Source organism: Bacillus sp. FSL W8-0640 (assembly GCF_038007725.1).
GTDB lineage: Bacteria > Bacillota > Bacilli > Bacillales > Bacillaceae_G > Bacillus_A > Bacillus_A cereus.
Genome location: NZ_JBBOXT010000001.1, coordinates 520,001 through 533,108, shown reverse-complemented (window position 1 = coordinate 533,108; position 13,108 = coordinate 520,001). Strand labels below are relative to the sequence as shown.

The following is a 13,108-nucleotide window of genomic DNA, read 5'->3' as shown; positions in this document are numbered from 1 at the left end:
ATTCAAAGAAAATTCTGTATAATATAGGTATTAACGTTTTCACACTGCTATTCATTATAAATAAATTCTTTTCTTCTAAGAACCTTACATACATTTTGGATAATAAATAAAACTCATGAACCGAAAAAAGTAAGGAGGATATTAGTATGAAATTATTATTAATTTTAGGTGTATCACTCACATTTCTTACAGCTATTTTTACATCCGGTTACAATGACAAACCAGGTACACATAAAAAATGATGTGCTTTTAGCACATCATTTTTTTTATTTATAATACATATTTTCCATATCATATTTGGATAGTGGTCGGCTATAATAATAACCTTGTACAAGCTTCACATTCTTTTCTTTCAAAAACTGTATTTGCTCCTTTTTTTCTACTCCTTCTGCAATTACATTCAATTCTAAAGTATGAGCTAAATGAATAATTGCAGCTGTAATATTCGTATCACGTTCATCTATATATATACCTTCCATAAAAGAACGATCAATTTTTAAAGTATCAATTGGATATGTTTTTAAATAACTTAAAGATGAATAGCCTGTTCCAAAATCATCTAAATGAATCTTTAAATTTTGCTCTTTTAATTGTAGTAACACTCTCTTCGATATATCTTTATGTATAAGAGCTCCTTCTGTAACCTCTATCGCTAATAAATGAGTTGGTACATTGTACTTATTTAAAGCCCGTGTAATCATCTCTATTAATGTAATAGAACGAAAGTGTCTAGCTGAAATATTAACTGCAATTGGGACCACATCATACCCTTTATTTAACCATTCGCGCAATTGCTGACACACTTGATTTACTACCCATTCATCCAGCTTAATAATAAATCCTGTTCTTTCTGCCAACGGGATAAATTGGTTTGGAGAAACAAATCCTAATTCCTTATTCTCCCACCTTATTAAAGCTTCCATACTAGCTATTTTTTTCGTTTCAATATTAATTTGTGGCTGATAATATAAGAAAAATTCATTTTTTTCTATAGCACGATGTAACTGATTTTCTATTATAAACCTTTGTTCACGCTCACAGTCTAATCCACTACAATAAAAATGATAATGTCCTTTTCCTTTTTCTTTTGCTTTTTCTAAAGCAGCATCGACTCTCTGAAATAGTATTTTTTCATCTTCTCCATCTGTTGGAGCCATTACAATTCCAATTGACGCGCTTAAATATACATCTTCTTCTTCGATTACAAAATATTCACTAATGTTTTTTAATATGCTTTTTGCAACTTCCTCTACATATTCTTTCGTTATATTTTCTATCAACATAACAAATTGATCATCGTGTTCTCTAAATAAGTGCATATCTTCTATTTTTAGATTACTTAAACATTCTGTAACTCTTTGTAATACTTTATCTCCCTCTTTATGACCAAATGTATCATTAATACGATGAAACTCATCTAAATCTATAAATACAAGTGCAAAATTTACACTCTCATTTAAAAAAGTATTTAACTTATTTGTACATGAAATTCTATTCATTAATCCCGTTAACTGGTCATAGTAAGCTAAATATTCTGTTCGCATTTCGTTTAATACTTGCCTTGTAACATCTCTCGTAACAATATAAATCCCAACAATTTCACCGTTCACAATAATCGGGATAGTTCTCAAAGAAATATATAGCTCGTACCCTTCTTTATGAACATATTTCTTTGAAACAATTTGTTTTGCTTTTCCTTGCATCGATCCCTTAAATATAATTTGAAAATCTTTTTCATATTCTTTATTAATGAATTCAAAAATAAATTTATTATTTAATTCCTCATACCGGTATCCAAATATTTCATACGTTGCCGGATTTGCATATGTAACTCTCCCTATAGAATCTATAGATATAATTGAGTCATTATTATATTCCAGTAACGACTTAAATAACATTTGTTTTTCCTCTATCTCTGTCTTCTCCTCAATTTGAGCTGTAATATCTCTTGTAATACAAATAACAAATTGACATATTCCTTCTTCGTCGCAGACAGGATTAAGTGAAGATTCATAGTGTATCTCACCTTTTGGTAAATTGACTATATCACAAAAGGTGTGTGCTTTCGCTTCTCTCACTACTTTTGCATATTGCCTTTGCAATATCCCCGCTATATCTTTTGGTAATACTTCTGCAAAGGTTTTTCCATAGCACTCTTCGCTTAACCTAGCATAATCCATTCCTATTTTATTCACATACATATATTGAAACGTTTCATTATCAATAACTTTCAATATGAATACTAAATCTTGAATAGCATGTAATAATCCTTGTCTAATTAAATCCATATCTATCATACTTAAAAAGGTATTTTGATTACTATATTCTTCCTTCATATTTATCTCAACCCGTCTTATCTATTTTTAATCATATATCCCATTCTATATGATTATGTCCTCTCTTTTAAATGTATGATTATATATTATTTTTATTTTATAAAAAAAAGTCGCCATATGGCGACTTTTAATAAACGATTTCTAAATCTAATCCAGGGTAATTTTGTTGACGGAACGCTTCATAAATTAAAATTGCTGCTGTATTAGATAAATTTAATGAACGTACTTTATCTGTCATTGGAATACGTAAACAATGATCAAAGTTTTCTTCGATTACATTAGCTGGTAAGCCGTTTGTTTCTCTTCCAAATACAAAATAGTAATCCTTCTCGCGCTTGCTATAGTCAAACGCTGTATGAGCTTTCTCGCCATACTTTGTTAAATAGAAGAATTCACCGTCTTTATTTTTTTCATAAAATTCTTCAATTGAATCATAGTACGTAATTTTTACGTGCTGCCAATAATCTAATCCTGCACGCTTTAACATTTTATCATCCGTTGAAAATCCAAGCGGTCTAATCAAATGTAATTCTGTTCCAGTTGCTGCACAAGTACGAGCAATATTCCCTGTATTTGCTGGAATTTCTGGCTGATATAAAACAACATGTACTCCCACGCGATATTCACCTCTGTTTTTTGTCTACTACGTATTATACCACTTGAGCGAAAAATCTCTACCCATTAATAATATGAAAGAATTTATATTTCATTTGTGGTGTATATTTACTAGAGTCTTCATAGTTCCAATAACGTCGACGGCTATTCGCTGAATGTGCATTTACAAGCGGCATACCATCTGCATCTTTTGCTACTACAATCGTCGTATGATTCCATCTTCCGTCATCCTCGAAATCATAAGCAATGACATCTCCAAGAATAAGTTCTTCTGGCCTCTCTACCGCCTCTGCTCGAAGTCCTGTTGTAGCACCTGACAAATACCAATAAAAAGAATGTGCAACAGCCCAGCTCCAGCTCCACTGATTCTCCCTTTGCCACCATCCTTTACGAATATTAGGATATCCGCTCATAGGTACTTCTCCAGTATGAAGACATTGAGAAATGAAATTCGTACAATTATCAGGGAAATTACGATACATAGGATTTCGGTCATCCCACCAACGCTCTGCATATTTCACTGCCTCTAAACGATTATACTGATAAGAACCGTACTTCTCTTTCGTAATTTCCCTTTCTAATGTCTCACCCATTCTAATTTCTTCTGACACTTCAATAGCATAATCGCCTATAATCCGACTATTATTTAAACAAACTCTTCGTTTTAATTGTTCCTCTTCAATATAAAATAATTCTTTATGCTTAATTAAATATTTAAAATGTATTTGATAATCAATTTCTTGATGGTCATTACTATTTAATTGTCTAATGAAAGAAACATCCGCAGTTGCTTTCACTATATGTGCACTACGTCTTTGAAACAATTGTTTCTTTCTCAGTGCCATTTGTAGTAAATCCTCAGCAATACCATCCACATTCGTTCTTTTCTCCGTTATATATGCTAAAAATTGTTGTACTTGGTTTTCAATCTTCGTTTTTACAACCATTCTGTCTCCCTCCCATATTACAATATGAAAAAGGGAAATATTATCTACTCTTTTTTCTGTGCTAACAATTCAAGCCCGCGATTCATTTCATGAAGCACTTCTTCATCTTTCTCACGTTCCATCGCTTTCTCAATCGCTTCGCCTACTCCATCTCCGCCAATTTTCCCAAGTGCCCATGCTGCCGTTCCGCGTAGTACTGGTCTTGGGTCATCTTTCATAACACCAATTAAATCAGGAATTGCCGATGTTTCTTTAAAATGTGCTAATGCTAAAATCGCATTTCTTTGCAGTGGCTTTTTCCCTCTCCATGACCCTGACATAATCCCATATTTCTCTTTAAAATCACGATTACTAATTGTTAAAAGTGGCGTTAATAATGGTTTAACTAGCTCAGGATCCGGCTCCATCTCAGGATGATTATGAAAATCCATTCCTTTGTTTTTCGGGCAAACAGTCTGACACGTATCACATCCATATATACGATTTCCTATTTTATCGCGATATTCTTCAGGTAGGAATCCTTTCGTCTGTGTTAAAAACGCAATGCACTTCTTCGAATCTAACTGTCCCCCCTGTATTAAAGCACCGGTAGGACAAATATCGATACATTTCGTACAGCCCCCGCATTGATCTTCTATCGGCTTATCTGGCGGGAATGGAACATTTGTAATCATTTCCCCTAAGTATACGTACGAACCAAATTCAGGTGTAATAATAGAGCAGTTTTTACCGCTCCATCCAATGCCTGCACGCTCTGATACAGCTCGATCACTTAATTCACCTGTATCAACCATGGACTTCACTTCTATATCCGGAAGTTTTTCAATTAAATATGCTTCTAATTTTTGCAAACGATCTCGTAAAACAAGATGATAATCTTGTCCCCAAGAAGCACGACAAAAAATCCCACGGCGTTCTCCACGCTTACTTAATGGTGCATTTTTTAATTTTGAAGGATATGCTAAAGCAATCGCAATAATTGATTTAGCACCCGGTAATAACAGTTGCGGATTCGTTCTCTTCTCTATATCAGGCTCTTCAAATCCAGATTGATAATTTAATTGTTGTTGCTGGATTAAGCGCTGCTTTAATTCCTCAAAAGGAGAAGCACTCGCAAAGCCTATTTTATCTATGCCAATTGTTTTACTATACGCAATTACATCTTGCTTTAATTGTTCAAAATCCACTCTTAATCGCCTCCTCAGATGAATCCATCCCTTATGTAACGACTCTATTGGTTAGTAATTCACTTTTGGAATACTATTATTTACTTCTATTTTCGCATGTAATTAGGTTTTTCAAACATTAAAAAACGCAATGCCTCGTTTATCTCGGAAACGAAACACTGCGTTGATCACAATTTATAGAAAAACATTTAATAAAATTTGGAGCGGGTGAAGAGAATCGAACTCTCGACCAGAGCTTGGAAGGCTCTTGTTTTACCACTAAACTACACCCGCAAATATGAATTACATATAAGATATTAGAATAACTTATGTAAAGTAGTATAGCATGTAAAAAAAGTAGAGGCAAGAATTTTATCGAAAAAAGTCGAAAAAGTGATGAGAGACCTCATCACTTTTTCAATTCTTTATCAATTGCCTTCTTCATACTATCGAAATCAGGGTTTGCAAGATTTCCGTTTACATATACAGAAGGAGCACCTTGAACTTTTAATTTTTGAGCACGATCTGAATCTTTACGTACTTTTTCTTTAATGTCTTTACTGTGTAAATCTTTCTTAAATTGCTCTACATCAACTTTTGGAAGTTTCTCTTTCACAATGCTAAGAAGCAAATCTTCTGTAATCCATTCTTCCGTATCTTTCTTTTGATTTTGATAAATCTCATCATAGAAGATCCAGAATGAATCTTTATCTTGTTTATAAATTGCTTCACCAGCTGCTGCACCTAAATCCGAGTCTTTTCCGATAAATGGGAAGTTAATAAAATATAACTGCACTTTGCCTTTATCAATATACTCTTCTTTTAATCGAGGTAATACTGTTACATCCCAAGTACGACAAGCAGGACATTTAAAGTCTCCAAATTCAACTACCTTAACTGGAGCATCATCTTTCCCTAAAGATTGTTGCGTAGAATAAGCAAACATCTCATTCCCTTTATCTTTTTTGTCATTTATGATGCTATACGCAATTGTTCCAATTACAATCAATACTGCGATAGAAAAAACTATACCAAGAGCCATGAGTTTATTTGATTTCATATACATTCCTCTTTAAATTCATATTCTGTATACAGCATTGTACACAATACACATAATATCAACACTTATATACGTCACGCAATGAACACGCTCACATAAATTACAAAAACACAATAATTGTGACGATATTGTGTCACAATTTGTCACAATTTATTCAAAAAAAGAAGCTCCTCTGTAGGAACTTCTCTTAACTTACTGCTTTTTTGCGCGCGCTATTTAACATCGACTGCTCTATTTTTATATCATGACGAATTACTAATTTCTCACTAACTGCTTGAACATACTCATCATGGCTTATATAGCCTTCTTTCTCCATTAGTCTCAAAACGACATTTCGTCTCTCTACTGCTTTATCATAGTTTTGGGCAGGTGAGTAATAAGCAGGTGCTTTTACTACAGCAGCCATCATTGCACTTTCAGCCAACGTTAATTGGTTCACCTTTTTACCGAAGTAAAGGTTTGCTGCTTTTTCAATTCCCCACGCTCCTTCTCCATAATAAATATTACTTACATATAATTTTAAAATTTCATCCTTCGTAAATGTGCGTTCAATTTTTTTCGTATAAAAAATCTCTTTCCACTTACGAGAAAATGTACGTTCATTTGTTAAAAAAGCATTTTTAGATAGCTGTTGTGTAATCGTGCTTCCTCCTTGCACGACACCACCAGCCTTTATATTCTCAACTGAGGCTCTAATAATTGCTATATAATCTAAACCGTTATGATGATAAAATCTTTTATCTTCTGTCGCAATAAATGCATGTGTTAATGATTCTGGCACCTCTAACTTAGCCGGTACATGTAATTTACTAATATCACTTTTCTCAATCATTACATTTCCAATGAATAATAACGTACAACTTAACAATAATAATAATATAATGGCTTTATAAAAAAGTTTAGTCATTGGATTTAATGCAACTTTTTGATGATAGTTCACCCTAGATAATACTCGTTCTTTCATCTTGAACACCTCTTTTCCACACAGCATATAACTCTTACTTTAAGAATACATTGTTGTAAAAAAATATCCCATCGATTTCTCTTACACGTACCTTACATCATTGTAAGGTATAAAGTGAAACTTTAATGAGCCCTCATCAATCAGGCTTACTGCCCAGCAAATAGTGGGATAAAAAAGTATTGTATCACAGTATTTTTTTATCTACTATTCATCTGAAATATTGAATATAGGTTATGTTAAAGCACGAATAACCAATAAAAGAGAAACCCTTAAGACTATTATATTTTCACTTTACACTTTAATTATATCATCTACAAATATATATACTTTTGACTATCTAGTAATCTAAATGTATATAACATATAGATTTATTATACAGAACAAACGTTCTGAAAATCAATACTAGTGCTATTATTATTTTGACCTTTTTCTTAAACAGTATACAAAAAAGAGTAGTGATTCGAATGTATCTCAAATCGGCTACTCTTTTCTTTACAATCTTCCTATTAAATTATACGGCTGTACTTCCCACGTTTCATACGGAATAAAATGTGTTGCTCTCATTGCATCAAGCGTTCTGGATTTCATATGAGGACGCGTTATATACTCATCTATGTTCTCTTCATTTAAATCAACAAATTTAGCCTCTTGTATCTCTTCAGGTTGAGTTTTTATTTCACCACTTATATATGCTACTTTAAAAACAACAGCTAGAATATGCATAGAGGTATTATAATAAACCCCTGTAATTCCGATAGGCTTCACCGTTAACCCTGTTTCCTCTTTTATTTCTCTACAGACAGCTTGATCGAGCGCTTCGCCTTCTTCTACCTGTCCTCCTGGCAACTCCCACGTATCAGCTCGCCAGTGCACTTTTGTTAATAACACTTCATTTTTTTCATTTGTTAAATAACCTGCTACAGCAACTATATGCTTTGGTGTCTTATGTTCCATATTAAGCCTCCTAGAGATAATGAATATTTTATATATCCCTATAATCATATTCACTACCTACAACAAAATACCTTTAATACTTCATCACCTTAATTAACTTCATAAAAAAAGACCCTATCCGCTAAGCGAAAAGGGTCATCTATCGTATTACTCTCCTAAGTCTACGTTGTGATAAACTTGTTGAACATCTTCCAAATCTTCTAATGCATCAACCATTTTCTCAAATTGTGCTTGAGCATCTTCAGGAAGTGTTACATCACTTTGTGCAAGCATTGTTAATTCTGCAACTGTAAACTCCTCAACGCCAGCACCTTTAAGTGCAGATTGTACTGCATGGAATTGATCTGGTTCAGCATACACGATAACAGAATCTTCTTCTTCTAGAATGTCACGTGCATCTACATCTGCTTCCATTAAAATTTCAAGAACTTCATCTGATGTTTTACCTTCAAGGCCGATAACAGCTGTCGCATCAAACATGTAAGCTACAGAACCGTTCACACCCATATTACCACTGTTTTTGCTAAATGCAGCTCGTACATCTGCTGCAGTACGGTTTACGTTATTTGTAAGTGTATCTACAATAACCATAGCTCCATTTGGTCCGAATCCTTCATAACGAAGCTCGTCATAATTTTCTTCTGAACCGCCTTTTGCTTTTTCAACTGCACGATCAATAATTGTTCTTGGAACATTGTATGTTTTCGCACGCTCTAATACAACTCTTAGCGCTTGGTTTGATTCTGGATCTGGCTCGCCTTGTTTTGCTGCCACATAAATTTCACGCCCAAATTTTGCGTATATACGGCTTGTATTTGCATCTTTTGATGCTTTTTTGTCTTTAATATTGTTCCATTTACGGCCCATACTTTCCACTCTCTTTCCCGTTTTAAATCTACATAAAAATATTAATATGAAATATAATGTGTGTTCAACACATTTTTAAAAGAAATATAAAAAGTTCATTTTTGATTCATATTACAGACATAATATAAATCACTATCATTTTGTTCTTTCGACAAGTTATATTATACATGAATTCCTACGTTTATTACGAATTTTAGAAGCACCTAGTATAATTTAACAAAAAGAAGTTTTTAGAGATTACAAACTTAACCGTTGATAATGTACTAATATCTACTGGTGTTATCGGATTTAACTTCATGTCACCGGGGTGGAGAAATTCTCTCTAGAGTACTCGAAAGAAATATTGTATATACAATATTTTTTCTGCTTATTTTGTCATGTAATGAAAAGAAAACAAAAAAGCTCTATACTAATTGTATAGAGCTTTTTTACGCCGTTCATGATACCGATGGTCGGGGTCGAACCGACACTCCCGAAGGAACACGATTTTGAGTCGTGCGCGTCTGCCAATTCCGCCACATCGGCACAAAAGAAAAGGCGGCAACCGGATTTGAACCGGTGATAAAGGTTTTGCAGACCTCTGCCTTACCACTTGGCTATGCCGCCATATTAAATTTTATTGGAGCGGAAGACGGGATTCGAACCCGCGACCCCAACCTTGGCAAGGTTGTATTCTACCACTGAACTACTTCCGCAAAAATGGCTGGGCTAGCTGGATTCGAACCAGCGCATGACGGAGTCAAAGTCCGTTGCCTTACCGCTTGGCTATAGCCCATCGAATTCTTACTTAATTATATGTAAGTATCCATTAGATTATTTGCAATTTTTAAAATAAAAATGGGGCGACTGATGGGAATCGAACCCACGAATGCCGGAGCCACAATCCGGTGCGTTAACCACTTCGCCACAACCGCCATGTTGTGTAAATATATTTGGCAGGGGCAGTAGGAATCGAACCCACACTGGAGGTTTTGGAGACCTCAGTTCTACCTTTAAACTATGCCCCTATGTAAATGGTGGAGGGGGCAGATTCGAACTGCCGAACCCGAAGGAGCGGATTTACAGTCCGCCGCGTTTAGCCACTTCGCTACCCCTCCGAAACTTACATGGTGCCGGCTAGAGGACTTGAACCCCCAACCTACTGATTACAAGTCAGTTGCTCTACCAATTGAGCTAAGCCGGCGTATTTTATTAAAATAAATGGTGGCTCGGGACGGAATCGAACCGCCGACACGAGGATTTTCAGTCCTCTGCTCTACCGACTGAGCTACCGAGCCTTATTAAAATGGCGGTCCCGACCGGGGTCGAACCGGCGATCTCCTGCGTGACAGGCAGGCATGTTAACCACTACACCACGGGACCATTTGGTTGCGGGGACAGGATTTGAACCTGCGACCTTCGGGTTATGAGCCCGACGAGCTACCGTGCTGCTCCACCCCGCGATAATACTATTTATATAAAATTTATATGGTGGAGGATGACGGGATCGAACCGCCGACCCCCTGCTTGTAAGGCAGGTGCTCTCCCAGCTGAGCTAATCCTCCAAAGTGGTGACCCGTACGGGATTCGAACCCGTGTTACCGCCGTGAAAGGGCGGTGTCTTAACCACTTGACCAACGGGCCAAATATTATAAATCCTATGGCGGAGAGCAAGGGATTCGAACCCTTGATACGCTTGTGACGTATACACGATTTCCAATCGTGCTCCTTCGGCCAACTCGGACAGCTCTCCAATGGCTCCGCAGGTAGGAATCGAACCTACGACCGATCGGTTAACAGCCGATAGCTCTACCGCTGAGCTACTGCGGAATAATATTGCCTGGCAACGTCCTACTCTCACAGGGACAATGTCCCAACTACCATCGGCGCTAGAGAGCTTAACTTCCGTGTTCGGTATGGGAACGGGTGTGACCTCTCTGCCATCATTACCAGACATTATTCTTTTGAGACAATCATTATTATAACTTATTTACTTTAAAAGTCAACAAGTTTTTTATGTTCTCTCAAAACTAGATAACATTGCTACATATTATATGGTTAAGTCCTCGATCTATTAGTATTCGTCAGCTCCACATGTCACCATGCTTCCACCTCGAACCTATCAACCTGATCATCTTTCAGGGATCTTACTAGCTTACGCTATGGGAAATCTCATCTTGAGGGGGGCTTCATGCTTAGATGCTTTCAGCACTTATCCCTTCCGCACATAGCTACCCAGCTATGCCCTTGGCAGAACAACTGGTACACCAGCGGTGCGTCCATCCCGGTCCTCTCGTACTAAGGACAGCTCCTCTCAAATTTCCTACGCCCACGACGGATAGGGACCGAACTGTCTCACGACGTTCTGAACCCAGCTCGCGTACCGCTTTAATGGGCGAACAGCCCAACCCTTGGGACCGACTACAGCCCCAGGATGCGATGAGCCGACATCGAGGTGCCAAACCTCCCCGTCGATGTGGACTCTTGGGGGAGATAAGCCTGTTATCCCCGGGGTAGCTTTTATCCGTTGAGCGATGGCCCTTCCATGCGGAACCACCGGATCACTAAGCCCGACTTTCGTCCCTGCTCGACTTGTAGGTCTCGCAGTCAAGCTCCCTTATGCCTTTGCACTCTACGAATGATTTCCAACCATTCTGAGGGAACCTTTGGGCGCCTCCGTTACACTTTAGGAGGCGACCGCCCCAGTCAAACTGCCCACCTGACACTGTCTCCCGGGTCGATAAGACCCGTAGGTTAGAATTTCAATACAGTCAGGGCGGTATCCCACCAGCGCCTCCACCGAAGCTAGCGCTCCGGTTTCAATGGCTCCCGCCTATCCTGTACAAACTGTACCAAAATTCAATATCAGGCTACAGTAAAGCTCCACGGGGTCTTTCCGTCCTGTCGCGGGTAACCTGCATCTTCACAGGTACTATAATTTCACCGAGTCTCTGGTTGAGACAGTGCCCAAATCGTTACACCTTTCGTGCGGGTCGGAACTTACCCGACAAGGAATTTCGCTACCTTAGGACCGTTATAGTTACGGCCGCCGTTTACTGGGGCTTCAGTTCAGAGCTTCGCTTACGCTAACCCCTCTCCTTAACCTTCCAGCACCGGGCAGGTGTCACCCCCTATACTTCGCCTTACGGCTTCGCAGAGAGCTGTGTTTTTGCTAAACAGTCGCTTGGGCCTATTCACTGCGGCTTTCCGTTAAGAAAGCACCCCTTCTCCCGAAGTTACGGGGTCATTTTGCCGAGTTCCTTAACCAGAGTTCTCTCGCACACCTTAGGATTCTCTCCTCGCCTACCTGTGTCGGTTTGCGGTACAGGCACCTTTTATCTCGCTAGAAGCTTTTCTTGGCAGCGGGGAATCAAAGACTTCGCTCCATAAGGAGCTTCCCCATCACAGCTCAGCATACGCGATAAGCGGATTTGCCTACTTATCAGCCTAACTGCTTGGACGTGCACAACCAATCGCACGCTTCTTCTATCCTTCTGCGTCCCTCCATTGCTCAAACGATAAAGAGGTGGTACAGGAATATCAACCTGTTGTCCATCGCCTACGCCTGTCGGCCTCGGCTTAGGTCCTGACTAACCCTGAGCGGACGAGCCTTCCTCAGGAAACCTTAGGCATTCGGTGGACGGGATTCTCACCCGTCTTTCGCTACTCATACCGGCATTCTCACTTCTAAGCACTCCACCAGTCCTTACGGTCTGACTTCACTGTCCTTAGAACGCTCCCCTACCACTGATACCATTCGGTATCAATCCGCAGCTTCGGTGGTGTATTTAGCCCCGGTACATTTTCGGCGCAGAGTCACTCGACTAGTGAGCTATTACGCACTCTTTAAATGGTGGCTGCTTCTAAGCCAACATCCTAGTTGTCTAAGCAACTCCACATCCTTTTCCACTTAATACACACTTTGGGACCTTAGCTGGCGGTCTGGGCTGTTTCCCTTTTGACTACGGATCTTATCACTCGCAGTCTGACTCCTAAGGATAAGTCATTGGCATTCGGAGTTTGACTGAATTCGGTAATCCGATGAGGACCCCTAGTCCAATCAGTGCTCTACCTCCAAGACTCTTACACTTAAGGCTAGCCCTAAAGCTATTTCGGGGAGAACCAGCTATCTCCAGGTTCGATTGGAATTTCTCCGCTACCCACACCTCATCCCCGCACTTTTCAACGTGCGTGGGTTCGGGCCTCCATTCAGTGTTACC

Annotated in this window: 8 protein-coding genes, 16 tRNA genes, 2 rRNA genes and 1 pseudogene (1 of these 27 only partly in view); 1 reads left to right on the top strand and 26 read right to left on the bottom strand. The window is 38.3% G+C overall.

The genetic code is table 11. The annotated features are described in order from the left end of the window. Nucleotides 1-266 precede the first annotated feature (266 nt). The 9 genes from N2V80_RS02815 to N2V80_RS02775 form a co-directional block, all read right to left on the bottom strand. The gene (locus N2V80_RS02815) at nt 267-2,336 is read right to left on the bottom strand and encodes a sensor domain-containing protein (RefSeq protein WP_061655861.1); all 2,070 of its coding nucleotides are present in this window, start codon (nt 2,334-2,336) and stop codon (nt 267-269) included. A 127-nt stretch (nt 2,337-2,463) separates the two neighbouring features. After that, entirely contained in the window at nt 2,464-2,952 is a 489-nt protein-coding gene (trmL, locus tag N2V80_RS02810) for a tRNA (uridine(34)/cytosine(34)/5-carboxymethylaminomethyluridine(34)-2'-O)-methyltransferase TrmL (RefSeq protein WP_000538147.1), read from the bottom strand. Between the two features lie 58 nt (nt 2,953-3,010). Then, a complete protein-coding gene (locus tag N2V80_RS02805; RefSeq protein WP_000260592.1) occupies nt 3,011-3,898 on the bottom strand; it encodes an amidase domain-containing protein in 888 nt (295 codons plus the stop codon). 44 nt (nt 3,899-3,942) lie between these two features. After that, the gene (gene queG, locus N2V80_RS02800; protein WP_000345216.1) at nt 3,943-5,085 is read right to left on the bottom strand and encodes a tRNA epoxyqueuosine(34) reductase QueG; all 1,143 of its coding nucleotides are present in this window, start codon (nt 5,083-5,085) and stop codon (nt 3,943-3,945) included. A 199-nt stretch (nt 5,086-5,284) separates the two neighbouring features. Next, a tRNA-Gly gene (locus tag N2V80_RS02795) sits at nt 5,285-5,358 on the bottom strand. Nucleotides 5,359-5,473: 115 nt separating this feature from the next. Continuing rightward, a complete protein-coding gene (locus N2V80_RS02790) occupies nt 5,474-6,124 on the bottom strand; it encodes a DsbA family protein (protein WP_000841306.1) in 651 nt (216 codons plus the stop codon). Nucleotides 6,125-6,311: 187 nt separating this feature from the next. Beyond that, nucleotides 6,312-7,088, bottom strand: coding sequence for a transglycosylase domain-containing protein (locus tag N2V80_RS02785; RefSeq protein ID WP_000664715.1), 777 nt, complete (start codon nt 7,086-7,088; stop codon nt 6,312-6,314). Between the two features lie 492 nt (nt 7,089-7,580). Further along, on the bottom strand, nt 7,581-8,042 hold the full coding sequence (locus N2V80_RS02780; protein WP_000400456.1) for an NUDIX hydrolase: 462 nt from the start codon (nt 8,040-8,042) through the stop codon (nt 7,581-7,583). Between the two features lie 147 nt (nt 8,043-8,189). Next, nucleotides 8,190-8,909 (bottom strand): YebC/PmpR family DNA-binding transcriptional regulator, encoded by a 720-nt coding sequence (locus tag N2V80_RS02775; RefSeq protein ID WP_000532952.1) that lies wholly within the window; start codon nt 8,907-8,909, stop codon nt 8,190-8,192. 218 nt (nt 8,910-9,127) lie between these two features. Between N2V80_RS02775 and N2V80_RS02770 the strand changes: the two are divergent. Further along, nucleotides 9,128-9,235, top strand: a pseudogene (locus N2V80_RS02770) (DUF3884 family protein); the annotation flags it as partial. A 117-nt stretch (nt 9,236-9,352) separates the two neighbouring features. Here the strand turns inward: N2V80_RS02770 and N2V80_RS02765 are convergent. The 17 genes from N2V80_RS02765 to N2V80_RS02685 form a co-directional block, all read right to left on the bottom strand. After that, nucleotides 9,353-9,434, bottom strand: a tRNA-Leu gene (locus N2V80_RS02765). Nucleotides 9,435-9,444: 10 nt separating this feature from the next. Then, nucleotides 9,445-9,515 (bottom strand) — tRNA-Cys (locus N2V80_RS02760). Nucleotides 9,516-9,529: 14 nt separating this feature from the next. Continuing rightward, nucleotides 9,530-9,604 (bottom strand) — tRNA-Gly (locus N2V80_RS02755). A gap of 5 nt (nt 9,605-9,609) precedes the next feature. Next, a tRNA-Gln gene (locus tag N2V80_RS02750) sits at nt 9,610-9,684 on the bottom strand. A gap of 63 nt (nt 9,685-9,747) precedes the next feature. Continuing rightward, nucleotides 9,748-9,823: transfer RNA gene (locus N2V80_RS02745), tRNA-His, on the bottom strand. Between the two features lie 19 nt (nt 9,824-9,842). Further along, nucleotides 9,843-9,916: transfer RNA gene (locus N2V80_RS02740), tRNA-Trp, on the bottom strand. A 7-nt stretch (nt 9,917-9,923) separates the two neighbouring features. Continuing rightward, nucleotides 9,924-10,006: transfer RNA gene (locus N2V80_RS02735), tRNA-Tyr, on the bottom strand. A 10-nt stretch (nt 10,007-10,016) separates the two neighbouring features. Beyond that, nucleotides 10,017-10,092 (bottom strand) — tRNA-Thr (locus N2V80_RS02730). 18 nt (nt 10,093-10,110) lie between these two features. Then, nucleotides 10,111-10,186 (bottom strand) — tRNA-Phe (locus N2V80_RS02725). Between the two features lie 9 nt (nt 10,187-10,195). Continuing rightward, nucleotides 10,196-10,271, bottom strand: a tRNA-Asp gene (locus N2V80_RS02720). Between the two features lie 3 nt (nt 10,272-10,274). Then, nucleotides 10,275-10,351: transfer RNA gene (locus N2V80_RS02715), tRNA-Met, on the bottom strand. Nucleotides 10,352-10,377: 26 nt separating this feature from the next. Beyond that, a tRNA-Val gene (locus N2V80_RS02710) sits at nt 10,378-10,453 on the bottom strand. A 4-nt stretch (nt 10,454-10,457) separates the two neighbouring features. Beyond that, nucleotides 10,458-10,532, bottom strand: a tRNA-Glu gene (locus tag N2V80_RS02705). A gap of 17 nt (nt 10,533-10,549) precedes the next feature. Continuing rightward, a tRNA-Ser gene (locus N2V80_RS02700) sits at nt 10,550-10,641 on the bottom strand. Between the two features lie 2 nt (nt 10,642-10,643). Beyond that, a tRNA-Asn gene (locus N2V80_RS02695) sits at nt 10,644-10,718 on the bottom strand. An 8-nt stretch (nt 10,719-10,726) separates the two neighbouring features. Then, a 5S ribosomal RNA gene (gene rrf / locus N2V80_RS02690) occupies nt 10,727-10,842 on the bottom strand. A 100-nt stretch (nt 10,843-10,942) separates the two neighbouring features. Then, a 23S ribosomal RNA gene (locus tag N2V80_RS02685) occupies nt 10,943-13,108 on the bottom strand; it runs 757 nt beyond the window's last position.

Bases quoted from the DNA above. Each gene is read 5' to 3' on its own strand.
- N2V80_RS02815 (WP_061655861.1), bottom strand. From the start codon at position 2,336: ATGAAGGAAGAATATAGTAATCAAAATACCTTTTTAAGTATGATAGAT.
- N2V80_RS02805 (WP_000260592.1), bottom strand. From the start codon at position 3,898: ATGGTTGTAAAAACGAAGATTGAAAACCAAGTACAACAATTTTTAGCA.
- N2V80_RS02790 (WP_000841306.1), bottom strand. From the start codon at position 6,124: ATGAAATCAAATAAACTCATGGCTCTTGGTATAGTTTTTTCTATCGCA.
- N2V80_RS02785 (WP_000664715.1), bottom strand. From the start codon at position 7,088: ATGAAAGAACGAGTATTATCTAGGGTGAACTATCATCAAAAAGTTGCA.
- N2V80_RS02780 (WP_000400456.1), bottom strand. From the start codon at position 8,042: ATGGAACATAAGACACCAAAGCATATAGTTGCTGTAGCAGGTTATTTA.
- N2V80_RS02775 (WP_000532952.1), bottom strand. From the start codon at position 8,909: ATGGGCCGTAAATGGAACAATATTAAAGACAAAAAAGCATCAAAAGAT.